Origin of the sequence: Chitinimonas sp., from assembly GCF_036568685.1 — a bacterium.
Lineage (GTDB): Bacteria > Pseudomonadota > Gammaproteobacteria > Burkholderiales > Chitinimonadaceae > Chitinimonas.
On the sequence record NZ_DATCSC010000054.1, the window covers coordinates 1 to 23714 of the forward strand.

Below are 23714 nucleotides of genomic sequence, written 5' to 3' on the forward strand. Positions count from 1 at the left end.
TGTGGCCAGCACCTCGGCGTGTTCTTCGGCCAGGTCGCAGCCCAGGTAGAGGGTCAGGTCGGCCTTGCGTGAGGCAAAGCCGATCAGGAAAGTATCGCCCTCGTGGCCGCTCTCGTAGCGGTAGTGGTATTCCCCAAAGCCTACCATGGTGCCCCACATGCGCGGCGGCGCACCGGTCGCCTCGCGCATCATGGCGATCAGTGCCATGCAGTCGTTGCGCCTGTCCTCGCTGGGTAGGGCGGCCAGATAGGCGGCCAGCTCGGCGTCGCTGCCGTGGTGGTTACTGCTGGTCATGCACGCTTCCTCTATGGCTGCTTCCAGTCGCCTCATCGTGTCCTACTCCTCGCGGATGCCGGGCTTGATTGAAAGGGGTGGCTGGGCCGTCCTTCGTACATTGCGGGCGGCGTGCATTGCGCCGGCCTCCTACTCGTCAGTGTAGACAGCTTGGACAGCCTTGCCGGGGAGGCGGGAATATATTGGCAGCGAAGCTGCCCTGCGAGCCTTGATCTGGCGCGCTCAGGCGGCGGCGCGGCAGTATTGCCACAGCACTTTTGTACTGTGCGTTTCCTGCAACGAGGTGGTTAGCTCAGCGCCTTGGCGGCTGGGCGTGGCGCCAGCGTGCGGCACGGGCATGGCGGGGTTTTTCCTGCAGGGTTGGCGGCGAGGCCTGTGTGCGGCGGCTGCCGGTAAAGAGCTGCCAGAGCGCTGCCAGACCGACCAGGAGAAGGACGGCGACGATCGCGGTGACCAGCCAACCAAGACCCAAGAGGCCATCGGCAAGGCTGAACCAGGCTACCTCGGCATTGTCGGGTGTGGGTTGCGGAAGAGACATGGCGACTTCCCTTCAGGGGCGATACGTATAAGCGCCACCCCTTATGCGTTAGAGCTGCCTTCGAACCGTGGAGTTCATTCGCGGCAGGGGCTCATGGCGCGCCACGCTCGTGCTCGGCGGCAAGTAGCCAATGGCGTAACAAACCTGCCAGCAAGCCGCGTTCCTCCTCGCTCAGCGCAGCCACGATGCGATGCTCGTTGGCCACGTGCACCGTAACGGCATGATCGATGCAAGCCAGCCCCTCCGCCGTGAGCTGGATCAAGAACCCGCGCCGGTCGTCCGGGTTGGCCTGGCGCGCTACCCAGCCACGCTTTTCCAGCTGGTCGATGCGGTTGGTCATGGTGCCCGAGGTGATCATCATGGTGGTCATCAGCGAGGTAGGGCTGAGCGTGTAGGGCTTGCCCGAGCGGCGCAGCGTGGCCAGCACGTCGAAGGACCAGTTGCTGAGCCCCAACGGCGTAAGTGCCGATTCCACTTCTTCCTGCAGGTAGCGCGAGAGCCGGCCCATGCGGCCGATCAGGCCCATGGGCGAGGGGTCGAGGTCGGGCCGCTCGCGCTGCCATTGGGCCAGGATGGCATCGACTTTGTCAGTTTGCGGGGTGAGCGGCTTGGGCATGGCGGGGCATGGTGAGGGGTAACGGCATTTATCTTGACGTGAAGATATTTACCTCGCAATATATGTCTTGATATCAAGATAGTTGAGATCGAGATGAAATCGTCAAATGCCATGCAGGACATTGTCACCACCGCCATCGCCCCGCTCCTGTGGGGCACCACCTATCTGGTCACTTCGCAATGGCTGCCGCCGGGTCTGCCCATGACTTCGGCCATGCTGCGGGTGCTGCCCATTGGGCTGATCTTCCTGCTCTATTCCCGTACCTTCCCCAAAGGCGATTGGTGGTGGAAGGCACTGCTGCTGGGTGTGCTCAATATCGGCTTCTTCCAGGCCATGCTGTTCGTGGCAGCCTACCGCTTGCCCGGCGGGGTGGCGGCCACCGTGGGGGCCGTGCAACCCCTGGTAGTGCTGGTGTTGGCCATGCCACTCCTGGGGGAGCGGCCCAAGGCGCTGGCGATAGCAGCGGCACTGGCCGGCATGGCCGGGGTGGCCATGCTGGTACTCACGCCGGCCGCGCGGCTCGATAGCGTGGGCCTGATGGCCGCACTGGCAGGGACACTCTCCATGGCGCTAGGCACCTTGCTGCTCAAGCGCTGGAAGGCACCCGTCGGCGCCTTGACCCTGACCGCCTGGCAGCTGGTGGGTGGTGGCCTGTTGCTCTTGCCGATCGCGCTCTACAAAGAGAGCTGGCCAGCTCAACTGAGCTTGAACAATGTGCTGGGCTATGCCTGGCTGGGGCTGATCGGCGCTGGCCTGGGCTATACCTTGTGGCTGCGTGGCATTACCCGTTTGCCGGCCACCCTGGTCACACCGCTGGCGTTGTTGAGCCCGGTCAGTGCCACCGTGCTGGGCTTTGCGGTGTTGGGCGAGCGCTTCACGCCTTTGCAGGTGGGAGGTGTGCTGCTGGTGCTGGCGGCGGTGTGGGTGAGCCAGCTGGCACGCCGTTGACACCGGTCTGACCTGGCGTGGGCAGCTGGCCGAAAGACCGTCCGTCGCCATACAAAGCCTTTGCAGATCAATAGGATGATCGATTCCTATACTGACTCGCCAAGTTGGCATTACAGGATAGGAGTCAAGAAAAATGAAACTCGCCAAGCATTGCGCTGTACTGACCGTTGCACTGGGCCTGACCGTACTGGCCCCCGCCGTCCTTGCTGCGGAGTCGAGCTATACCGAGGGCACGGTCTGGGAGGTTTCGCAGATCCGGACCGAGCCGGGCCAGTTCGAGAATTACCTCGATTGGCTCAACGGGCCGTGGAAGAAGATGCAGGAGATCGGCAAGAAAGAAGGCTACCTCGTCTCCTACCACGTGCTGGCGGTCAACAACCCGCGCGGCAACGAACCGGACCTCTTCCTGGCGGTCGAGTACAAGGACTATTACACCACGGCGCAGCGGCGTGAGTTCCAGAAGAAGATGGAAGCCGCGATGGCCTCGGATGCACGCAAGATGGATAACGAATCGGGCGAGCGCAAGGTGCTGCGCAAGGTGCTGGGCAGCATGGAGCTGCAGGAACTGAAACTGAAGTGACCTCAAAGCGCTTGATACGGTGGCAGGCCGTGAGGCCTGCCACTATCCAGGCAAGAATCAGCCGCCCTTCAGCCCACTCCAGTTGCCAGCGCGGATCGCACTGAGCTGCGCACTCACATCCCGCCCCGACTTGACCGCCTTGCCCACCGGCTCGGCCAGTTCCGGCCAGCCTATCAGGATCGCCCCCGCGAGCTTGCCCTCGTGCCACACCAGCTTGCGGTAGCGGTGTTCGGCAGCGTCTTCCTCGGCCCAGTCCTCGTCACCTTCGCCGGCCTCGTAGCGGCCCATGGAGTAGACGTCCGCCCCCACCACCTTGAGCATGGTGGAAAGTACCGGCTCCCGGTATTCGCGCACCTCGCCCAGCGCATTGCAGGCGGCCACCTCGGCCTGCTCCACCGCCACGGGCCAGAGGCCCAGGGTACGACCTTCGTATTCGGCCACGTCGCCGGCGGCGTAGATGTGCGGGTCGCTGGTACGCATGGCGGCATCCACCAGCACCCCGCGCTTGACCGTGAGGCCGGCCGCCTGCGCCAGTGCCACATTGGGGGCGATGCCGGCGGCCATCACCAGCACGTCGGCCGCCAATGGCGCCGCGCCCTGCAACTGCAGCTGCTGGCCGGCCTCGCCCTGCACCAGCTGGTCCACCAGGGTGCTGGTCAGGATATTGAGCCCCAGGCTCTGCAGATAGCGCTGCAAGATGGCACCGCCGCGCTCGTCCAGCTGGCGGTGCAGGAGCCAGGCATTGCGTTCCACCACGGCGACCTTGAGGCCGAGCTTGTGCAGGGCATAGGCGGCTTCCAGGCCCAGCAAGCCGCCGCCGGCCACCACTGCATGGCGGGAACCGGCCTTTTGCACATAGGCGCGTAGGTCCATGGCATCGTCGGCGCTGCGCAGCACATAGCAGCCTGGCCCACCCCAGCCCGGCAGTGGCGGCACAAAGCTGCGGCTGCCGGCGGCCAGGATCAGGCGGTCGTAGGCCAGCGTCTCGCCATCGGCCAGCAGTAGCTGCTTTTCGGCTGGCTGGATGGCGCGGGCAGCGGTGTTGAGCAGCACCTCGATATTGCGCTCGCCATACCAGCTGTCGGCCATCAGGTAGAGCCCCTGCATGGCCGAGCGACCGTAGATCAGCCGGGTGATGCCCATGCGGTTGTAGAGCGCATGGTTTTCGTCCGCCACCACCTGGATGCTGCACTCGGGGTGGCGGCGGCGTACATGGTCGGCAGCAGTGATGCCGGCGATGCCGTTGCCGACCACGATCACCCGCTGCACGCTGCGATCGAACACCTGCGCGTGGCCGGCTGCGGGTGGGGCGGCCTTGTCCGGTACCAGGGCGATGGTGACCGTGCCCTGCTGCAGGCGGGCACAGCAGGCCATGCGGGTATTGCCGGCGTGGCCCAGCCGGGCCAGGGTGTTCTGTTCATCGTCGCTGGCCGGCGAGAGGCACCCCATGCCGTCCTTGACCGCGATCGGATCGGCCCCACACACCCCCATGCGGCAGCCCGATTCGATCCGAGCGCCCGAACCTTCGATCAGCTCCAGGAGGGTCTGGCCAGCCAGGGCCGGGACCTTACGGTTTTCCGGCGCGATCACCAGCTCGGCCTGGGTGCTGGCACCGGCCTGCTTGAGCGCGCTGGCGGCGCCTTCGCCCAGGGTGATGGGCTGGCGCACGCTTTTTTGCACCACCTCGATGCGGAAGGCCCGCTCGCGCTCGAAACTGCGCACGACCCAGCCGAGGGTGAGCAGCAGGGCACCCACCCGCACCACCCAGGGCGCGGCGGTGGGCACCGACCAATGGCCGGTCAGGCTGCTGAGCTTCTCGAACCAGCTGGCCGAAATGCCGGTGTAGTAGAAGTTGAAGGCGGCCGCGCCCGATAGCACGGTGATGGTATTGGGCGGCACCTTGAGGAAGGTGTCGCAGCAGTGAAAGACCGCCACGCTGACCGCGCCATAGAGCGCGAAGAGGCCGTAGATCTCCGCCAGGCTGGCCCCGGCTGGTACCGTAAAAAAGGCGGCGATAAAGCCGGGCAGGAGGCTGTTGAAGAGCCGCCGGTAGGCCACATAGTGGCGGTCCGGGTCGTACTGGTCGGCGAGGTAGGCCACTCCCGGGTTGAAGTCGTAGCAGTTCTTGGTGCAGCCCACGCAGGGCCGGCAGTGGCTGTTGGCCACCAGGGCATAGGGCGTCTGGCCATAGATACGCTGCACCGGCAGCATGGGGCAGATGCTGCTGCACCAGCCGCTCTTGCCCTTGAACACCAGGCCGCCGGCAAAGGCACCGACCAGGCCGAACAGGATCAGCCCGGCGGTCGCTGCGCCGCTGGCGTCGAACAACCACTTGCGGCTCGATACCAGCAAGAGGAAGAGGGCGATGCCGACCACATAGCTGTACTCGCGTATGCGCGGGGTATGGGTAAGGCCACGGCTGAAGCCCAGCCGCCGCGGAAGCTGGTTGAGCGCGGCCATGGGGCAGAGATTGCGCCAGATGCCCGGCGCCACCAGAAAGAGCGCCGGCAAGAGCGGTACCACGACGCCCCAGAACAGCGTGAGCCCCTGGGCAGGTTGCAAGGCCAGCAGGGCTGCCAGGCCCAGCGCGGTCAGCACGCTGACAAGGCGCAGCGCATCCCACAGGCGCTGCGGCAACAGCAGCGGCAGCTGCAGGTAGTTGGCGAATGGGCTGGGCGCCTTCACGAGAGTCCCCGGCGGTGTCGGTGGGCTATCGAAGTGCGCGCAGCATAAAGGTGGTGATCTCGCGCAGCCGCAAGGAGAGGATGCGACCGAGGTCGAGCAGCGCCTGTCGGGTCAGGTCCGGGTAGCGGGCGGAGAGGATCTCGAAAGCATCCGGGGTGATGGCGAACAGCTCTCCGGCGGTATAGGCCCGTACATTGGCCGAGCGCGGCAAGCCGTCAAAGAAGGCCTGTTCGCCAAAGATGGAGAGCGGTTCGATGTCATAGATACGCCGCTCGCGGCCGTTGTCCTCGGTCACGAAGACCTCCAGCCGGCCACTGGCAACAATGCAGAAGGCTCGGCTCTGCTCACCCTGCCGCACAAGGAACTCGCCGGCCACAAAGGCGCGCCGCTGGGCCACCGAGAGCAGCCGGCTCCAGTCCTCTTCCGGCAGATTACCCAGAAAGACCGCACCGGGTTTGCCGGTACCGTTGCCGTCCTGGTCGTATTCGAAGAACGAGGAGAAATCCATGGCGTCTCCTTGCGCACTGCGTGGCAGGGCTGATCTGCACTGAGGATATGCCATGCCTCTTGGGAAGCAAGACAGCCCGCCGTGCGGTGACAGGCGGCAGATGCCACTGGCGCCCGCCGCGGACTTATGGTCATAATGCGGAGAACGTTCGTTCACCAAATTCCATGCAAGAGGATAGAGGCAAGCATGAGTACGCACCCCCACCGCCGCAGCTGGCAAAGGCTGGATCAGCCTGGCATGGAGCACGTTACGCTGCTGGCCGGTGCCGAGGGCTACAGCCTGCAAGGCACGGTACTGCTGGTTGAAGACGGCATGGACGCGGTACTGCGCTACCAGCTCGATTGCGACCACAACTGGCACACCCGTCGGTTGCTGCTGGAGGGGGAGTTGCAGGGTCGCCCGCTGGCGCGCCTCTTGGAAGTGGATGCCGCACAGCGCTGGTGGCTCAACGGCGAGCAGCAGCCGCAGGTGGCGGGCTGCGTAGACCTGGATATGGCCTTCTCGCCGGTCACCAACCTCTTGCCGGTCCGGCGCTTTGGCCTGGGCCTGGGCGAACACGCCGACCTGACCGCTGCCTGGTTGCGCTTCCCGGCGCTGGGCCTGGCGCCCTTGCCGCAGAGCTATAGCTGCACCGGCCCCCGCGGCTACCGCTATGAATCCCGAGCGGGCGCGTTCACCGCCGAGCTGTTGGTGGACGAGCAGGGCCTGGTGCTGGACTACCCCGGCTATTGGCGGGCTGTACCACACGGTTGAGCGCGGAGCAGCGGGGCGGGTAGAGGCCACTACCTCTAGCCGGTAGGGGGCTCACTACCCCAGCGAGGGATGCCCCATTGGTAGGGGGAAATTATGCTGGATCAACCTTCGATGACCAGCCCACGGGGATAAAGCACCCGGCAACACAGGATACGCATGCCATGCACCAGGAACAGGACCATCACGAACTCGAAGCCCTGACCGGGCTGGACCCCTGGCAGCCCAGCGGCTGGCAGAGTTCGCTCGCGGCCGGCGCCTGGCTCCTGGCCTGGGTGGGCCTGATGGCCTTTGTGGCGTGGTTGGAACCCTGAGCAGGCCCCGACATGCGCCCACTGGCCAAACCCTACCCTAGCAACGGCCTGCCCAGGGCGGCAGACCTGCTGGCAGCACATAAGCATTCCATTCGCCACCGGGCCGAGATCCTGGTCAGCCAGCGCTGTGGCTGTTTTCACTGCCTGGGCGTGTATGCGCCAGGCGAAATCAGCCGCTGGACCGACTGGCCCGAGACCACCCCACCTGCGCGGCTGGAACGTGAGGGCGATACCGCCCTCTGCCCGCGCTGCGGAATCGATGCCGTGATCGGCGACGCCTCGGGCTTCCCCATCGAAGCCCCTTTCCTCAGCGCCATGCAGACGCGCTGGTTTGGCTGCGACTAGGCTGGTTTGCCGGCTTGCCTGCAGGCTTCGCTGGTGGCGCGTTGCCAGTTGCCCAGCGCCAGCTGGCAGCCTTGGGCCAGCTCGGTCTGGTGGGCAAGCAACTGCTCAGCCACGCTTTGCACTTCGGCCAATTGGGCGTTTATGCAGCGACGGAAGGCGTGGGCGGGCAGGGTAGCCAGGCTTTGCCAGTCCTGGGCGGTGGCGACCTCGTCCACCTCGGCCTGGGTCTCGGTGATGATGCGGTGCAGCGCCTGCATGCCCAACAGCAGCGTGCGTTCACGGCTTTCCTGCCAGAGCTCGCTGCTTTTCAGCCACAGCGCCAGCTGGGCCTGGATCAGCTTGATGGGTAATTGCGGGGAGGGGAGGGCGATCGCTTGCATGCTAGGGCTCCTAGGGGTGATGGATCAGGCCATCAGGCTGATGGTCCGACGAAAGCGCGCTAGGGACGCGCTGAACAAGGCTGCGCCTATGGCCAGGATGGCCAGGCACTGCGGCCAGACCACGGCGAAACCGGCGCCGCGATAAAGTATGGCTTGGGCGGCCATGACAAAATGGGTGGTCGGCGCCGCCAGCATGACCTGCTGTACCAGCATGGGCATGCTCTCGCGCGGGGTAGTGCCGCCGGATAGCAGCTGCAGGGGCAGGAGTACCAGCACCAGCAGCATGCCGAACTGCGGCATGGAGCGCGCCACGGTGGCCAGGAAGATGCCCATGGAGGTGGTGGCAAACAGATGCAGACAGGCTACCGCCATGAAGACCGCCACCGAACCCTGCACCGGTACCCGCAAGGCGCCCTGCACCACAAAGACCAGCGCGATCAGCGCCGCCAGGGCCACCACCAGGCCCATGGACCAGACCTTGGCCAGCATGATCTCGCTGGGTGTGACAGGCATGACCAGCAGGTGCTCGATGGTGCCGTGCTCTCGCTCGCGGATCAGCGCCGCCCCGGTAAGGATGATGGACAGCATGGTGACGTTGTTGATGATCTCCATCAGCGAGCCGAACCAGGCATGCTCCAGGTTGGGGTTGAAGCGCATGCGCAGCGTGAGCTCGGCCGGCAGGCTGGTGGCTACGCGGTGGCGAGCCAGGAATTCGTTGACCTCGCCATCGACGATCTGCTGGATATAGACATTGCCGGTGAAGGCCTGGCTCATGCGGGTAGCGTCCACATTGAGCTGGATGCGGGGTGACTTGCCGGCCAGCACATCGCGCTGGAAGTCGGGCGGGATGTCGAGCACGAAGGTGTAGGCACCGCTGTCCATGCCGCGATCCACCTCGTTGAGCGTGATCATGGCCGGCGGCAGGAAGTGCGGCTCATGAAAGCTGGCGACAATGCGGGCCGACAGCGGCGAGCCGTCTTCGTCGACGATGGCGATAGGCGCATTGTGCAGGCTCTCGGGCATGGCGGTGGCGGCGACGTAGATCGACACCGTGAAGGTGTAGGCGATCAGCACCAGCATCATGGGGTCGCGCCAGAGGCTCCATAGCTCCTTGATGCCCAAGCGGTAGACGTGGCGGATGGCGATGCCCATATCAGCGCTCCTGCTTGCCCAGCAGCATGATGGCGCTGCCCAGGATCACCGGTACCGCCAGTGCAAGCGGCAGAAAGCTGCCCTGCAGGCTGCTGGCATCGAGCGCCTTGCTGAACACGCCGCGGCTGATGGTGAGGAAATGGGTGGCCGGGTAGAGATGGCCGATGATGGCGCCACTGCCCTCCAGTGAAGAGACCGGATTGAGCAGGCCCGAGAACTGCACGCAGGGGATGATGGTGCCGATCATGGTGACAAACATGGCGGCGATCTGGCTACGCGTGAAGGTGGAAGCCAGCAGCCCGAAGCCGGTACTGCAGACCACGAACAACAGCGCCGCCAGCGTGAGCGTGGCAAAGCTGCCCTTGAGCGGCACACCGAACACCGTGACCGCCAACAGGGACAGCAGCAGGAAGTTGAGCATGGCCAGGGCCACATAGGGCAGCTGCTTGCCGAGCAGGAATTCGCTGCGGCTCACGGGCGTGACATAGAGGTTGATGATGGAGCCGAGCTCCTTTTCGCGTACCACCGACAGCGCAGCCAGCATGGCCGGGATCATCATCAGCAAGAGCGGGATCACCGCTGGCACCATGGCCGGCAGGCTCTTCACGTCCGGGTTGTAGCGGTAGCGGGTCTCTATGCCGCTGGCTGCGCTCAACTTGACCCCCAGTCGCTCGCGGGCCAGCTCAACCAGCCAGAGCTGGTGCATGGCCTGCACATAGCCGCGTATGGTCTCGGCACGGGTGGGCATGGCGCCGTCCACCCAGGCACCGATCTCGGCACGGCCACCGCGCTGCAACTGTTTGGCAAAACCGGGCGGGATCTCGATCGCCAGCGCCAGCTCGCCGTTTTGCATGCGTCGATCAAGGTCGACCTGGTCCACAAGCGGCGGCCGCTCGATAAAGTAGCGCGAGCCGGCAAGCTTGAGGGTGTAGTCGCGGCTGAGCGTGGTCTGGTCGCGGTCCAGCACGGCGTAGGGCAGGTCCTGCACATCAAGGCTGATCCCGTAGCCGATGATGAACAGCAGGATGGCCGTGCCCAGCAGCGCCAGGGTGGCGCGCACCGGGTCGCGCCGCAGCTCCAGCGCCTCGCGGCGGGTATAGCTCAAGGCCCGTACAATGCTGAAGCGCTGCGCCGTGGCAGCGGGACGGTGCGTGCTGACCGGTGGGGTCGGTTCGGGAGCCGGCTCTGGTTCGGTCGCTGCGCGCTTGTCCTCGGCTGCCACCAGGTAGGCAATAAAGGCGGCCTCCAGCGTCTGGGCCGCTTGGCTGGCCACCAGTGCCGCCGGGGTATCGCTGACCAGTACCTTGCCGGCGTGCATCAGCGAGATCCGGTCGCAACGCTCGGCCTCGTTCATGAAGTGGGTGGAGATAAAGATGGTGACCTTGTCGCGCCGGGCCAGGTCGATCATCAGCTCCCAAAAGAGGTCGCGCGCCACCGGGTCCACGCCCGAAGTCGGTTCGTCCAGGATCAGGAGCTCGGGCTTGTGCACCATGGCCACCGCCAGCGAGAGCCGCTGCCGCATACCGAGCGGCAGGCTCTCGGGCAGCTGGTCGAGCACGTTGGCGAGGCCGAAGCGGGCCACCATCTCGGCCACCCTGGCGTCGATCTCGTCAGCCGTCACCTCAAAGAGCCGCGCATGCAGCACCAGGTTCTGCGCCACGGTCAGCTCGCCATAGAGCGAGAAGGCCTGCGACATATAGCCCACCTTGCGGCGGGTCGCCATGTCGCGCGGATCCACCTCGCGCCCGAATAGCCAGGCCTGGCCGGCACTGGCAGGCAAGAGGCCGGTCAGCATCTTCATTGTGGTGGACTTGCCGCAGCCGTTGGAACCCAGAAAGCCGAAGATCTCGCCGCGGCGGATGCGGAAGTCCACGCCATCCACCGCCACGAAGTCGCCAAAGCGCATGGTCAGCCCGCGCGCCTCGATGGCGACCTGGGCATGGTCCTCATCGACCAGCGGTGGCACCACCACGGCATGGTGGTCGCGCCGCTTTTCTTCGGGCAGGAGGGCGATAAAGGCGGCTTCCAGCGAGCTGCTGGCGGTACGGGCCAAGAGTTCGGCCGGGCTGCCGGTAGCCAGCACGCGGCCGGCGTCCATGGCCACCAGCCAGTCAAAGCGCTGTGCCTCGTCCATATAGGCGGTGGCTACGATCACGCTCATGGCTGGCCGCTCTGCGCGGATGTCGGCGATCAGATCCCAGAACTGGCTGCGCGAGAGCGGGTCCACACCCGTAGTCGGTTCGTCCAGGATCAACAGGTCGGGGTCATGGATCAGCGCACAGCACAGCCCCAGCTTCTGCTTCATGCCACCGGAGAGCTTGCCGGCGGGCCGGTCGAGAAAGGTATGCAGGCCGGTGCTGCGGGTCAGGGTGTCAATGCGGCGACGGCGTTCGTCCGTGCCGTGGCCGAACAGTCGGGCGAAGAACTGCAGGTTTTCCTCCACCGATAAAGTGGGGTAGAGGTTGCGCCCCAAGCCCTGCGGCATATAGGCGATGCGCGGGCATACGGCGCGGCGGTGCGTGGCGTCGGCCATATCGCCGGCCAGTACGCTGACCTCACCCTGTTGGATGGCGCGTGCACCGGATAGCAGCGACAACAGGCTGGACTTGCCCACACCGTCGGGCCCGATCAAGCCGACCATGCAGCCGGCCGGTATCTGCAGATCGACATGGTCCAGCGCCAGGGTCTTGCCATGCCTGAGGCAGACGCCCGCCAACCGGGCGATGAAGGCGTCGGCCCGTGTCACTTGGGCACCTTTAGGTTCAGCTCACTGGGCCAGCTTGCGGTCGGGTCCAGCTTGATCCAGGCCATGCCGGGCAGGCCGGTCTTCACCTGGGTCACATGCTGCTGCAGCAGGGCCGGGTCTATCCTGGCCTTGACCCGGAACATCAGCTTCTGTCGCTCGCTGGCGGTCTCCACCGTCTTGGGCGTGAATTGCGCGGTACTGGCGACATAACTCACCCGGGCCGGGATCACGTACTGTGGTGCGGCGTCGAGCACCACCCTTACCTCGCTGCCCAGTGCCAGCTTGCCGGCGCTGGTCTCGGGGACGAAGAAGGTCATGTAGACGTCCGAGAGGTCCACCAGATTGAGCACCTTGCCGCCGTTGCCGAGCACCTCACCCGGCTCGGCGATGCGGTATTGCACCCGCCCGTCGCGCGGCGCGATCAGGGCGCTGTCGTCCAGGTCGGCCTGGATGCGGTCCACGGTGGCGCCGGCCGCCGCCACGCTGGCCTTGGCACCGGCCACCTGCGTATAGGCGGCGCGTATGGCGGATTCGGCCGCCGCAACCTGGGCCCGGGCCGCCCGTACCGCGGCTTCGATGCTGCGCACCCGTGCCCGGTCGTCATCCAGCTCCTGGCCGGAGGCTGCGCCTTCGCGGGTCAGGGCTTCGGAGCGGGTCAGCCGGCGGGTGGCGGCATCAAGCTCACTCTCACGCTGGGTGACCAGGGCCTGCGCGGCCTGGCGGTCGCTCTCGCGTACCGCCACCTGTGCTTCGGCGCTGGCCACGCTCGTTACGGCCTGGCGTTGCCGAGCCTGTGCCTCGTCGCGCTGGGCCTGCAGGGTCTCGACCTGCATATGGGCCAAGACCTGGCCGCGGCGGACAAAGTCGCCTTCGTTGACCTGCACATCCTGCAACCGTCCGCCCAGCTTGGTAGCCACGTCGATCTCGGTGGCCTCGATGCGGCCATTCCCGCTCAGAAAGCCCTCTCCTGGCGTATGCGGCTGCCAGCTGCGCCAGGCATAGGCACCGCCACCGGCGGCCACGGCCAACAGGGCAAGGGGGAGCAGCAGGGGCTTGAAGCGGGTGGGTAGGGTCATCGTCATGGGCTCGGGTTTCAGGGCTGGCTGGTTGGGGTCGTCAGGGCACTGCCGCCACCCAGGGCGGCGTAGAGGCTGGCGCGGCTGGCGAGCAGGGCGCGGCGGCTTTGCACCAGCTGCTGCTGGGCTTGCAGCAGGTCGCGCTGGGCATCGAGCACCTCCAGATAGGCGACCGCACCGCTGTCGTAACGCAGTTGGGAGAGGCGGGCGCGCTCGGCCTGTACGGCCAAGGCACGCTCGGCGGTCCCCAGTTGCTCGGCCAGCCAACGGCGCGCCGCCAGGGCGTCGGCCACATCACGAAAGGCCAACTGCACGGCACGCTCGTACTGCGCCACGGCCTGATCGCGCCGGGCGGTGGCGAGGTCGAGGTTGTCTTGCCGGCGGCCGGCATCGAATAGCGGCAAGGTGAGGCTGGGGCTGAAGCTCCAGGCTTCGCTGCCGGACTTGAACAGACCGTCCAGCTCAGCGCTGGCGCTGCCATATGCGGCGGTGAGTGCAATGCGAGGGAAGAAGGCAGCACGGGCGGCGCCGATCTCGGCATGGGCCGCCTTGAGCTGCTGTTCGGCGGCGAGCAGGTCGGGCCGGTTGCTCAGCAAGGCGCCAGGCAGGCCTGCGGCAAGGTTGGCCAAGGTGGCTTGCTCATCCAGCCGTGGCAGGTGTTCCGGCAGCCTGGGGGCACTGCCCACCAGCACGGTCAGGGCGTTGAGCTGGCTGGCCCTGGCCTGTTGCAGCTGAGCGACCAAGGCCTGTGCCTGGGTCTGCAAGGTCTCCACCTGGGTCAGGTTGAGGCGGGAGGTGGCCCCCATGGCCTCGCGACGGCGGAAGATGCGCAGGCTCTCGTTGCGGCTATCGAGGGTGGCCTCGGCCAGGGCCAGCCGCTCATCCAGTTCCAACAGGCCGAAGTAGGCCTGTGCCACCTGGTTGATCAGGCTCAGCCGCGCCGCGCGGCTGGCAGCCTCGCTGGCCAGGTAGCGGGCCAGGGCGGCCTCCTTGAGGCTGCGCACACGGCCCCAGAAGTCCAGCTCCCAGCTGGCCATGCCCAGCCCGACCTGGTACTGGCTGCCCAGGAGCGGGCGGCGGGTCAGGTTCAGGTCGGCCGGCACGCGAGAGCGGTCTTCCTTGGCCTGGGCGGCAATCACCGGCCACTGCTCTGCACCCTGGATGCCGTAGGCCGCGCGGGCGATGGCGAGCTGCAGTTCGCTCACCCGCAGCTCGCGGTTGTTGGCCAGCGCCTGCGAGATCAGCCCTTGCAGGGCAGGGTCGGTGAAGTAGCGCTCCCAGCTTAGCTGGCTGGCTGCAATCGGGTCTGCGCCGGTGGCGGCTTGCTCCGGATAGTGCGGGGCGATGCCCGCATCTGGCTGCACAGCTGGCGGCTGCAGGCTGCTGCAGGCCGTCATGAGGCTCGCCAGCGCGGCAGGCAGCAAGGCGGCAGATAGTCGGGGGACGGCAGGCATGACTCGTTCATCGCTCCAGGCAGATGGGGCCGCCCAGACGGGCAGGCCACGGAAGACAGTGGGGGCAATGGCAAGGCTGACAGAACGGGGCGTGAAGACCCTGATCCAGGTCAAAGCCTTTGCAGATGGGAGCGTTGCGGGGCTGTGAGGGCTAGTGGGCGGCGAGCAGCCGCCAGGTATGGCCGGCGATGACCCGGTCTTCATCGGTCGGCAGCACCCAGACTGCAACGCGGCTATCGGGCCGCGAGATCAGGCCTTGCCCGCGCAGATTGGCGGCTTCGTCCAATTGCACGCCCAGCCAGCCGGCCAGGTTGCAGACCTCGGCGCGGATGCGAGCGCTATGCTCGCCTATGCCGGCGGTGAATACCAGCGCATCCAGCCCGCCCAGCGCCGCGGCCATGGAACCAAGCTCACGGTGGATGCGGTAGACCAGGGTCTGCACCGCGGCGGCGGCGGCCGGGTCGTCGCTGGCGAGCAGGGTGCGTAGATCGCCGCTGATGCCGGACAGGCCCAGCAGGCCTGATTGGCGGTACAGCAGGTCCTCCAGCGTGGCGGCATCCATCCGCTGTTCACGCAGCAGGTAGAGGATCAGACCGGGGTCCAGGCTGCCACAGCGGCTGGCCATGGGCAGCCCGTCCAGGGTGCTGAAGCCCATGCTGTTGGCCACGCTGCGACCAGCCTGCACGGCCGTGAGGCTGGCACCGGCGCCGAGGTGGGCGATCACCACCCTGCCGGCTGCAATGCTGGGGGCCAGCCGGTTCAGTTCACTATTTATGTACTCGCAGGAGAGGCCATGAAAGCCATAACGGTGCAGGCCCTGCTGGCAGAGTTCGCGGGGCAGGGCATAGTCGCGCGCCACTGCCGGCATGCCGGCATGGAAGGCGGTATCGAAGCAGGCGACCTGCGGCAGCTCCGGCAGATGGCGGGCGATGGCCTCGATGGCTGCCACATTGTGCGGTTGGTGCAAGGGGGCCAGTGGCGCGAGGGCCTTGAGGTCCCGCAGCACGGCCGCATCTACCCTTACTGGCTGGGTATAGTGCAGCCCACCGTGGACGATGCGGTGGCCGGCGGCTCGTAACTTGCCTTCGCCCAGGTGGGCGGTAATCCAGGCCACCAGGTCGGCGATCACGTCCTCATGGCTGGCCGAAGGGTTCCAGTGGCTGTCGATCAGCTTCTCGCCTTGCCAGCCTTGAGCGCTCAACCGTGGCGCCTGGCCCAGCCCATCCACCATGCCCTCGGCCAGCGGTTGCGGCTCGCCGGCCGTGCCCACACGGTAGAGCGAGAAGCGCACGCTGGACGAACCGGCGTTGAAGACGGCGATCGCGTCGTGCTTGGCCATGTTGCCTCAGCGCAGTACGGCCGGGTCGCCCAGGCCCAGTACGGCGTCGCGCTCCTCGGGTAGCAGCAGGGTATCCAGCCCCAGGCCCAGCGTCTGGGATGCGGCCTGCAACACGTGGGCCCAGCAGGCGCCATTGGCGAACAGCATGCCAAAGGGGTCCAGGGTGCCGCCACGGTTGCGGAAGCCCAGGCCGACGGTGTGCTGTGGGCCGGTATCGATACGCCGCAACGCACCCAGGAGCGGCTCGGGCCGGGTATGGGCCAGCAGTACGCGGGCGCGGCTGTGGTGCGGGTAGAGGGTGGCCAGTGCAGCATCGTCCAGCACGTGGGCGGCCTCGTGCTCATCGCGTGGCAGGCGCAGTCGGCCGGGCTCATAGAGATAGACCACGGCGTGCGGGATATCCCGCTCCATCAAGCGGCGGGAGGCACGCAGCACCTCGCTCAGCTGGTAGGCACCCACGGCGGTCAGGATCAGCTTTTCATCGCTGCCGCCACTGCCCACCAGGCGCAGTGCGCCGTCACGTACTAGCCGTTCGCTATCGGTCTGGCTCAGCCGTTGCGGCACCGGCCGCTTGGGTGCCACCACGCACCAGATCTGGCCGCGCGTGCGGTAGCAGGCGTCCAGGGTGGCCACCGCGCTGTTCCAGTCTGGCGGGAATACGGTGCGTGCCCGGTCGCTGCTCTCGGCCAACCAGACTTCGGGCAGGGTGGTGTCCTGGTGCGAGAGTTCGTTCTTGCCATTCTCCCAGGCGTGCGATGACAGCAGCACCGGCCAGGACAGCCAGCCGGCGGGCCGGCCGACCTCGGCCAGCTGGCGGGCAAAGATCACCTCCTGCCGCATGGCACCCAGCATCTTGACCGCAAAGGCCTCGTAGCTGACCACCATGTTGAGCCCGGCCTTGTTGGCGATCACGGCGCTGACCACGGCTTCTTCGTTGAGGGCGGTGATCACCTTGCCATCCAGCGATTCCGGCGCGCCGGCCTCGGGGTGGGAAGCGCGATGATGGAAGCGGTCCAGCGTATGTCCCATGCCGTTGGAACGCAGCTCGTCCGGGTTGCCGATCCGTATGCGCAGGGCCGGGTTCGCGTCGGCCACCGCCAGCATGGCCTGGTCCACTCCCTGCATGGGCGAATGCAGGCCGCCCGGCATTGTCTGCCAGGGCAGGCTACCGGGTACGGTGTAGCTTGGTGCACGGCGGCTCAGGGCGTGGTCGCGCTCCAGCGGCCGGCCATCCTGCGCATGGGTCTGCAGGCGGGCGGTGCTGTTGCTTAGCTCGCCGGCTTCCACCCACAGCTTGGCCACGGCCTGGTTGAATACGGCGCGCAAGGCGCTGTCGGTGGCGGGATTGCCACCCAGCGGCAGGTTGTGCGCGAGGTTGGTACCCGCACCCGGAAAACCAAAACCCTTGGGCGCATGCGCAATGGTATAGGGCAGCCGCACCGGGTACTGCTGCAAGCCGGATTGCACGGCCTGGTATTGGCTGGCGAGCGATTCCTCCATGGTGAGTATGGTCCAGGCGAAGGCGGCCGGGTCGGTACCGTCTATCTCCAGCGGCTCAAAGCCATTGAGCCGCAGATGATCGATAAACCAGGCCACACCACCGTCCTGCTCCAGTGAGCTGCGCTGTTCGATGCGGCGGCCGTTCAGGATCATGACCGGCAGGGCGTTGCCGCAGTCCTCGCCGCGCCACCAGCGTGGTGCCCAGTCCGAGCCACGCTGCTCTTCAAAGGCGCCATCGCTGAGGAAGGCCACCAGGCTCTCGCCCGGCAGTGGGGCATGGACGTATTGCAGCTCGCCAAAGCCCAGGTAACCGCCTTCTATCATGCCGCCGGCGGTATGGGCGTTGACATGGCTGCCCATGGGCACGGCGGGGCGACCACGGGCATCAATGGCATAGCTGTAAAAGTCCTGGCACAAGCGGCTCAGCCCTTGGGTGCTGGCACCATAGCGCTCCGCCTGCTCGGGGTGGAGGTTGCCCATCAGCACGTTGACCGCGTCGATGGCCGCCACGCAATGGCCCTGGCCCATCATCCAGCCGCGGGTATTGCCGCTGATGGCATTGGCCAACAGGTAGCCCACATAGGCCGGCACCATATTGAGCGCACCGCCGGTGTGGCCCTCCGGTACCGGCTTGAAGTCCTCCTGCGCCAGCGCCTCGCCATCCAGGCGCACCCGGCGGGCGTAGGTCATATGCGCCACCAGCCACATGCCGGCACTGCACAGCCGGTCGGCGGCGATGAGGGCGGCAAGTACCGTCTCCATCCTGGCCGTCCCGTGTTCGCGCTGCAGGTGATCGAGCAGACGATGGATACGCAGCTGGGTATGGGCATCATGCTGGATCACACCGTAGCCCTTGGCCCATTCGGTAAAAGCGGGCCCCAGATCGCCTGCCTGCGGCAAGGACGGTGCGGTGCCTGCCGTGGCCGTGGCCGGCTTGCGGTAGGGAAAGCCGCGGTGGCCGTCGCGCCGGTGGCTGAGTTCGTCGGCGGCGGTGGTCGGGTGCACGGACAGATCGGGCTTGTTCATGGCATGTCTCTCCTCTCCCCGTGAGTGGGGCTTTGTTGATTGTTGGCCTGTACGCGGGAGCGCGGCTTGATGCAGGTCAAGCCGCTTGCGTATACGTCGTGCTCAGACAGATTCCCGCAGCGTCAGCTTCAGCCTGACCACGCCATCCCGCGCATCGGGCACCGTGCTGAAGCCCAGCTTGCGTGCCAGCTCCACCATGCCGTGGTTCTCGATCAAGGTTTCGCCCACCAGGGCCAGGGTGCCGCGCTGGCGCCAGTAGTCCACCAGCTTTTGCAACAGCAGCTTGCCCAGCCCGCAACCCTTGAGCTCGGAGCGGACCACGATGGCGAACTCGGCTGCCAGGTTGTCCGGGTCGCAGATCGCGCGGGCCACACCCAGGGTCTCGGGCTGGCCTGCTGCGTCCAGCCGGGTGGCGATAAAGGCCATCTCGCGCTCGTAGTCGATCTGGGTATAGCGCGCCAGCTGGTCGTGGCCGGGCTGGCGGACCACGCCAAAGAAGCGGGCATGCAGATCGTCGGCACTCAGGGCGGCAAAGAAGGCGCGGTGCTGGGGTTCGTCCTCGGGCCGGATAGGCCGTAGCAGCAGCGGCTGTCCACGCCACTGCAGGCTCTGCTCCTGCTCGACGGGGTAGGGGCGGATCGCCAGCCGGTTGGCCTGTACCTTGTCCGCTGCAGCGATCACCACTCGCGCGTCCAGCGCCATCACGCCGCGCTCGCCGGCGAGCAGGGGGTTGATATCGAGTTCCAGTACCGCCGGCTGCTCGCACAGGAGCTGCGATACCGCCAGCAGCACACCCTCGATGGCGGCATGGTCGGCCGCCGGCTGGTCGCGGTAGCCGGCCAGGAGACGGGCGACGCGGGTACGGGCCACCAGCTCACGGGCCAGTACGGTATTAAGCGGCGGCAAGCCGATGGCGCGGTCGGCGATTACCTCCACTGCCGTGCCGCCCTGGCCGAACAGGATCACCGGGCCAAACACCGGGTCGGTGCTGGCGCCCACAATCAACTCCACCCCCTCGCGGCGGATCATGGGCTGCACCGTAAAGCCCTCCAGCCGGGCATCCGGCCTGAGCTCGGCAATACGTGCCTGCATGGCCTCGGCAGCAACCCGGGCGGCTTCGGCCGTGGCCAGGTCGAGCGCCACGCCACCCACGTCCGACTTGTGGCTGATGTCGTGCGACAGGATCTTGACCGCCACCGGCAGCCCCAGCGCCGTGCTGGCACCGGCCACATCTGCCGGTGTGGTGGCGATGCGAGTGGGCGTGGTGGGGATGCCGTAGGCGGCCAGCAGGGCCTTGGCCTCGGGTTCGGTCAGCAGGCTGCGGCCCTCGGCTTGCGCAGTGGTGATCAGCCGCGTGGCGGCGGCGCGATCCGGTGGGATGGCACTGACTGCCGCGGCCGGTGTCTCGCGCAGCAAGGTCTGGTTGCGGCGGTAGTCCACCAGTTGCAGATAGGCGCGCACCGCCTGTTCAGGTGTGTCGTAGGTGGGAATGCCGGCTTCGCGGCTCAGTTGCCGTGCACCTGCTACCGCCTCGCCGCCGAGCCAACTGGCGAATACCGGTTTTGTGGCTTGCTGCAAGGGCTTGAGTAGGGCTTCGGCGATCTCCTGGCTGGGCACGATGGCGGTCGGTGCCTGCAGAAATAGGATGGCATCGCAGTCCGGGTCGGCGTCCAGTGCAGCCAACGCCGCTACATAACGCTCGCTGGGGGCGTCCCCGATCAGGTCCACCGGGTTGCCGTGCGACCAGGTCGCCGGCAGGGCAGCATCGAGCCTGGCCAGGGTGGCGTCGCCCAACTCGGCCAGCACGCCACCACCGAGGTCCAGCGCGTCGGCTGCCAGCACACCGGCACCGCCGCCGTTGGTCATGATGGCCAGGCGCTCGCCCTGCAGCGGCTTGGCCCGCGCCAAGGTCTCGGCGGCATCGAACAGGTCTTCGGTGGTGTAGACCCGCAGCATGCCGGCCCGGCGGATGGCGGCATCGTAGACCGCATCCGCCCCCGCCAGCGCACCGGTGTGCGAGGCCGCCGCCTTGGCGCCGGCAGCGGCACGACCGGCCTTGACCACCAACACCGGCTTGTTGCGGGCGGCCGCCCGGGCGGCCGACATAAACTTGCGCGCGCCGCGCAGCGATTCGACATATAGCAGGATGGCGCTGGTGGCCGGGTCGCTGGCCAGATAGTCCAGCATGTCACCCATGTCCACATCGGCGCAGTCACCCAGCGAGACAAAATGCGAGAAGCCCACCCCCTTGCCATTGGCCCAGTCCAGCACCGCCGTGGTCAGTGCACCGGATTGCGACACAAAGGCCAGCTTGCCGGGCAAGGCATTGGCATGGGCGAAGCTTGCATTGAGGCCGATGCCGGGTACCAGCACCCCTACGCAGTTAGGCCCGAGTACCCGCAACAGAAATGGGCGTGCGGCGTTGAGCATGGCTTCTGTTGCCGTCTCTCCCGAAGGCATGATGGTCAGGTTAAGGCCGGCGCTGATGACAATTGCGGCCAAGCAGCCTGCCTCGCCAAGCTCGCTGATCACACCAGGAACCGTCGCTGCCGGTGTACATATGATTGCGAGGTCCGGCACCTTTGGCAGATCGGAAATCGTTTTGTAGGCTGGAATGCCGGAAATCTCGGCATATTTGGGATTGACCGGCATGATCTCCCCACAGAACCCACCGTGCAGCAGATTGGCCAGCAAGGTTGCTCCCACGCTATGTGGCCGAGAAGAAGCACCAATCAAAGCGACGGAAATCGGGTGGAAGAGGTGTTCGAGATTGCGGACGCTCATGGGGCTCTCTGAAGATATGGCTGGAAAACGCGGCTGAGCTTGATATTAGTAGTTGCGTCGGGCCTTGCATTTGATGCAGCACAGAGTATTGGGTGTTGAAAAGGCCTACATAGAGCGTTGCCAAGTGCAAAAAGGTGGGGCAGGCAATGGATAACGGCATCAAGCTGGAGCCTGGGCTGAGCGGCCTGACGCAAGCCGAAGCGGCACGGCGTTTGGCCAGGGACGGCCCGAATGCGCTACGCGAGACGGGTCACTCCGGTATCTGGCATCTGCTGCGCGAGGTGGTGACCGAGCCTATGTTCTTGCTGTTGCTCGGTGCCGGCGGGGTTTACCTCTGGCTGGGTGACAGCCGCGAGGCCGCCATGTTGCTGGGTTTTGTCATCCTCATCATTGGCATCACTGTTTTTCAGGAGCGGCGGACGGCGAAGGTCCTTGAGCGGCTGCGTGACCTTTCCAGCCCCAGGGCGCTGGTACTGCGCGATGGCACTACCCGGCGCATACCTGGGCGCGAGCTGGTAGTGGGCGACGTGCTGCTGCTGGCAGAAGGCGACCGCGTTCCTGCCGATGGCGTGTTGCTGACCTGCAATGAGTTGTCTATGGATGAGTCGCTTCTGAGCGGAGAATCCAAGCCGGTACCGAAGCGGTCTGCTTTCCCTGCCGAGCTGGCGAATTTGGCAGGCCGGACAACGTTCGATGCGGAGGCAGGTGCTTCCCAGATCTTTGGCGGTGCCATGGTCTTGCAGGGACAGGGCTGGGCCAGGGTGACGGCAATCGGTATGGCCACCCAGCTAGGTAGTATTGGCCGGATGGTGGGCGATGTTGTGCCACCCCCTTCTCCGCTTCAGGCCGAGACTCGGCGACTGGTACAGCGTATTGCGCTTATCGCCCTTGCCATCTGTGCCTTCACCTTCCTGCTCTATGGCTACACACGCGGTGATTGGCTGGCGGCGATCCTGGCCGCCATCACGCTGGCCATGACCCTGTTGCCTCAAGAGTTACCGGTTATACAGACCATTATGCTGGCGCTCGGGGCTCGTCGCATTGCCGCCTATGGCGTGCTCACGCGGCGGTTGGATGCGATCGAATCCCTTGGCGAGACCACGGTGCTGTGTGTGGACAAGACCGGCACGCTCACGCAGAACAAGCTATCGGTAAGAGCCTTGTCAGTTAACGAGGCCATTTATTGGACCGACAGCGTCGAGCCTCTGCCTGAAGCCTTTCATGCCTTGCTGGAATATGGGGTACTTGCCAGTGAAATTGCCCCCCATGATCCGCTTGAGCAGGCGTTCCATGCGTATGCGCGGGAGGTGCTCGCTGGCACAGAGCATCTGCACGAGGACTGGTCGCTATTGCGGGAATATGAATTATCGCCGGCCTTGCTTGCCATGACCCATGCCTGGTCGGCCGTAGACCGAAAGCATTACACCCTGGCTTGCAAGGGGGCGGCAGAAGCCGTGGCGGATCTCTGCCATTTCGACGATGCAAAACTTGCCGCCTTGCGTCTGCAGGTGGCTCAACTTTCCAGCAAGGGGCTGCGCGTGCTGGCGGTCGCGTGCGGTCGACACGAATCGCCGCAATGGCCGGCGCGGCAGCAGGACTTTGATTTCGAGTTCTTGGGGCTGATCGGTCTCGCCGACCCAATACGCTTGGAAGTACCTGAGGCGGTGGCTGATTGCCACGCCGCCGGGATCAGAGTGGTCATGATTACCGGTGATGACCCGGGGACTGCGGCATGTATTGCACGACAAGCAGGCATACCTGCTGAAACCGTCGTGACGGGTAAAGCACTGACTTTGCTGGATGACCGGCAGCTGATAGCCCAGGTAGCCAAGACCAGCGTGTTTGCTCGCATACTCCCGGCCCAGAAGCTGCGTCTGGTGGAGGCATTCAAGGCCGCTGGCGAGATCGTGGCAATGACGGGCGATGGGGTCAATGACGCGCCCGCGCTCCGGGCCGCGCATATCGGCGTGGCCATGGGTGAGCGCGGTACCGATGTAGCCAGAGAAGCAGCGAATCTGGTCTTAATGCAGGATAATTTTGGTGCCATTGTCGAGGCCATACGACAGGGGAGGCGCATCTATGCCAATCTGCAGCGCTCCGTGGTCTACACCATCGCCATCCATATGCCCATCATGGGCCTGGCATTGGCGCCGCTGCTGTTCGGCTTGCCGTTGCTGCTTGCTCCTATCCATGTGATGTTTTTGGAACTGGTGATTGATCCGGCCTGCTCCCTGGTGTTCGAGGCCGAACCCGCCGCGGCCGACTTGATGAGCAAACCGCCCCGGCGCCGCAGCAGCCCCCTGTTCGGCAGCGCCACTTTCCTGCAATGCCTGTTGCAAGGCGTACCGCTGACGATTGCCGCTGTCGCTGTCTACATGCTTGCACTCGGTGTCGGCAATGCAGCGGAGGAGGCCCGGCCGCTGGCCTTTACAACGCTGGTATTGGGAAATCTGGGACTGCTGATCGCCACCCGCCCGCTTGGCAAACCAACACCAGTCCTGGCTTGGGTAAGTGGCGCCACGGTACTGGCATTGCTGGCAGCCTTGTTCTTCCCACCCTTTACCCGTGTATTGCACTTTGCGCTGCCATCCCCCGCGCAATGGTTGGTGCCGGCGTTGATCACCCCCATCGGTATTGTCCAGGCCTTATGGCTTGGGCGTTTGGTCAAGGGTAGATAAG

General features: G+C 65.8%; 18 protein-coding genes and 1 pseudogene. 6 read left to right on the plus strand and 13 right to left on the minus strand.

Annotation, left to right across the window (positions count from 1 at the left end; genetic code table 11):
- From VIM95_RS08905 to VIM95_RS08915, 3 genes and pseudogenes are all read right to left on the minus strand, one after another.
- A pseudogene (locus tag VIM95_RS08905) lies at positions 1-294 on the minus strand (hypothetical protein); the annotation flags it as partial.
- A gap of 292 nt (positions 295-586) precedes the next feature.
- Entirely contained in the window at positions 587-832 is a 246-nt protein-coding gene (locus tag VIM95_RS08910) for a hypothetical protein (protein WP_331984750.1), read from the minus strand.
- A 91-nt stretch (positions 833-923) separates the two neighbouring features.
- Complete coding sequence (locus tag VIM95_RS08915) at positions 924-1448, minus strand: MarR family transcriptional regulator (protein WP_331984752.1); 525 nt, start codon at positions 1446-1448, stop codon at positions 924-926.
- A gap of 93 nt (positions 1449-1541) precedes the next feature.
- Here VIM95_RS08915 and VIM95_RS08920 point away from each other — a divergent pair, with 93 nt between their 5' ends.
- Positions 1542-2396, plus strand: a complete 855-nt coding sequence (locus tag VIM95_RS08920) for an EamA family transporter (RefSeq protein ID WP_331984754.1) — start codon at positions 1542-1544, stop codon at positions 2394-2396.
- A 133-nt stretch (positions 2397-2529) separates the two neighbouring features.
- Positions 2530-2976, plus strand: a complete 447-nt coding sequence (locus VIM95_RS08925; protein WP_331984756.1) for a hypothetical protein — start codon at positions 2530-2532, stop codon at positions 2974-2976.
- 57 nt (positions 2977-3033) lie between these two features.
- On the opposite strand, the gene VIM95_RS08930 is transcribed toward VIM95_RS08925, so the two are convergent.
- The gene (locus tag VIM95_RS08930) at positions 3034-5661 is read right to left on the minus strand and encodes an FAD-dependent oxidoreductase (RefSeq protein ID WP_331984758.1); all 2628 of its coding nucleotides are present in this window, start codon (positions 5659-5661) and stop codon (positions 3034-3036) included.
- A gap of 25 nt (positions 5662-5686) precedes the next feature.
- Positions 5687-6169: a cyclic nucleotide-binding domain-containing protein gene (locus tag VIM95_RS08935; protein ID WP_331984760.1), complete on the minus strand. Its 483-nt coding sequence runs from the start codon at positions 6167-6169 to the stop codon at positions 5687-5689.
- Positions 6170-6355: 186 nt separating this feature from the next.
- On the opposite strand from VIM95_RS08935, the gene VIM95_RS08940 reads away from it, so the two are divergent.
- From VIM95_RS08940 to VIM95_RS08950, 3 genes are all read left to right on the plus strand, one after another.
- A complete protein-coding gene (locus VIM95_RS08940; protein ID WP_331984762.1) occupies positions 6356-6922 on the plus strand; it encodes a putative glycolipid-binding domain-containing protein in 567 nt (188 codons plus the stop codon).
- A gap of 161 nt (positions 6923-7083) precedes the next feature.
- Complete coding sequence (locus VIM95_RS08945) at positions 7084-7233, plus strand: hypothetical protein (protein WP_331984764.1); 150 nt, start codon at positions 7084-7086, stop codon at positions 7231-7233.
- A gap of 12 nt (positions 7234-7245) precedes the next feature.
- Positions 7246-7578, plus strand: a complete 333-nt coding sequence (locus VIM95_RS08950; protein ID WP_331984766.1) for a hypothetical protein — start codon at positions 7246-7248, stop codon at positions 7576-7578.
- On the opposite strand, the gene VIM95_RS08955 is transcribed toward VIM95_RS08950, so the two are convergent.
- From VIM95_RS08955 to VIM95_RS08990, 8 genes are all read right to left on the minus strand, one after another.
- A complete protein-coding gene (locus VIM95_RS08955; protein ID WP_331984768.1) occupies positions 7575-7958 on the minus strand; it encodes a phasin family protein in 384 nt (127 codons plus the stop codon). The two genes, VIM95_RS08950 and VIM95_RS08955, sit on opposite strands and share 4 nt — an antisense overlap.
- 24 nt (positions 7959-7982) lie before the next feature.
- Positions 7983-9110: an ABC transporter permease gene (locus tag VIM95_RS08960; RefSeq protein WP_331984770.1), complete on the minus strand. Its 1128-nt coding sequence runs from the start codon at positions 9108-9110 to the stop codon at positions 7983-7985.
- Between the two features lies 1 nt (position 9111).
- Positions 9112-11856, minus strand: a complete 2745-nt coding sequence (gene rbbA / locus VIM95_RS08965; RefSeq protein WP_331984772.1) for a ribosome-associated ATPase/putative transporter RbbA — start codon at positions 11854-11856, stop codon at positions 9112-9114.
- A complete protein-coding gene (locus VIM95_RS08970; RefSeq protein WP_331984774.1) occupies positions 11853-12938 on the minus strand; it encodes an HlyD family secretion protein in 1086 nt (361 codons plus the stop codon). Before VIM95_RS08970 ends, rbbA begins: the two co-directional genes overlap by 4 nt.
- A gap of 11 nt (positions 12939-12949) precedes the next feature.
- Positions 12950-14386: an efflux transporter outer membrane subunit gene (locus VIM95_RS08975; RefSeq protein WP_331984776.1), complete on the minus strand. Its 1437-nt coding sequence runs from the start codon at positions 14384-14386 to the stop codon at positions 12950-12952.
- A gap of 151 nt (positions 14387-14537) precedes the next feature.
- Positions 14538-15725, minus strand: a complete 1188-nt coding sequence (locus VIM95_RS08980) for an acetate/propionate family kinase (protein WP_331984778.1) — start codon at positions 15723-15725, stop codon at positions 14538-14540.
- A gap of 6 nt (positions 15726-15731) precedes the next feature.
- Positions 15732-18251, minus strand: a complete 2520-nt coding sequence (locus tag VIM95_RS08985) for a xylulose 5-phosphate 3-epimerase (RefSeq protein WP_331984780.1) — start codon at positions 18249-18251, stop codon at positions 15732-15734.
- A 102-nt stretch (positions 18252-18353) separates the two neighbouring features.
- A complete protein-coding gene (locus VIM95_RS08990; RefSeq protein ID WP_331984782.1) occupies positions 18354-21035 on the minus strand; it encodes a bifunctional acetate--CoA ligase family protein/GNAT family N-acetyltransferase in 2682 nt (893 codons plus the stop codon).
- A gap of 146 nt (positions 21036-21181) precedes the next feature.
- Between VIM95_RS08990 and VIM95_RS08995 the strand changes: the two genes are divergently transcribed.
- Positions 21182-23713 (plus strand): cation-translocating P-type ATPase, encoded by a 2532-nt coding sequence (locus VIM95_RS08995; RefSeq protein WP_331984784.1) that lies wholly within the window; start codon positions 21182-21184, stop codon positions 23711-23713.
- Position 23714: the final 1 nt, after the last annotated feature.

What these genes read in the sequence shown, in the direction of transcription:
- VIM95_RS08910 (WP_331984750.1), bottom strand. Translation starts at nt 832, where the DNA reads ATGTCTCTTCCGCAACCCACACCCGACAATGCCGAGGTAGCCTGGTTC.
- VIM95_RS08915 (WP_331984752.1), bottom strand. Translation starts at nt 1,448, where the DNA reads ATGCCCAAGCCGCTCACCCCGCAAACTGACAAAGTCGATGCCATCCTG.
- VIM95_RS08920 (WP_331984754.1), top strand. Translation starts at nt 1,542, where the DNA reads ATGAAATCGTCAAATGCCATGCAGGACATTGTCACCACCGCCATCGCC.
- VIM95_RS08925 (WP_331984756.1), top strand. Translation starts at nt 2,530, where the DNA reads ATGAAACTCGCCAAGCATTGCGCTGTACTGACCGTTGCACTGGGCCTG.
- VIM95_RS08935 (WP_331984760.1), bottom strand. Translation starts at nt 6,169, where the DNA reads ATGGATTTCTCCTCGTTCTTCGAATACGACCAGGACGGCAACGGTACC.
- VIM95_RS08940 (WP_331984762.1), top strand. Translation starts at nt 6,356, where the DNA reads ATGAGTACGCACCCCCACCGCCGCAGCTGGCAAAGGCTGGATCAGCCT.
- VIM95_RS08945 (WP_331984764.1), top strand. Translation starts at nt 7,084, where the DNA reads ATGCACCAGGAACAGGACCATCACGAACTCGAAGCCCTGACCGGGCTG.
- VIM95_RS08950 (WP_331984766.1), top strand. Translation starts at nt 7,246, where the DNA reads ATGCGCCCACTGGCCAAACCCTACCCTAGCAACGGCCTGCCCAGGGCG.
- VIM95_RS08955 (WP_331984768.1), bottom strand. Translation starts at nt 7,958, where the DNA reads ATGCAAGCGATCGCCCTCCCCTCCCCGCAATTACCCATCAAGCTGATC.
- VIM95_RS08960 (WP_331984770.1), bottom strand. Translation starts at nt 9,110, where the DNA reads ATGGGCATCGCCATCCGCCACGTCTACCGCTTGGGCATCAAGGAGCTA.
- VIM95_RS08970 (WP_331984774.1), bottom strand. Translation starts at nt 12,938, where the DNA reads ATGACGATGACCCTACCCACCCGCTTCAAGCCCCTGCTGCTCCCCCTT.
- VIM95_RS08975 (WP_331984776.1), bottom strand. Translation starts at nt 14,386, where the DNA reads ATGCCTGCCGTCCCCCGACTATCTGCCGCCTTGCTGCCTGCCGCGCTG.
- VIM95_RS08980 (WP_331984778.1), bottom strand. Translation starts at nt 15,725, where the DNA reads ATGGCCAAGCACGACGCGATCGCCGTCTTCAACGCCGGTTCGTCCAGC.
- VIM95_RS08985 (WP_331984780.1), bottom strand. Translation starts at nt 18,251, where the DNA reads ATGAACAAGCCCGATCTGTCCGTGCACCCGACCACCGCCGCCGACGAA.
- VIM95_RS08990 (WP_331984782.1), bottom strand. Translation starts at nt 21,035, where the DNA reads ATGAGCGTCCGCAATCTCGAACACCTCTTCCACCCGATTTCCGTCGCT.
- VIM95_RS08995 (WP_331984784.1), top strand. Translation starts at nt 21,182, where the DNA reads ATGGATAACGGCATCAAGCTGGAGCCTGGGCTGAGCGGCCTGACGCAA.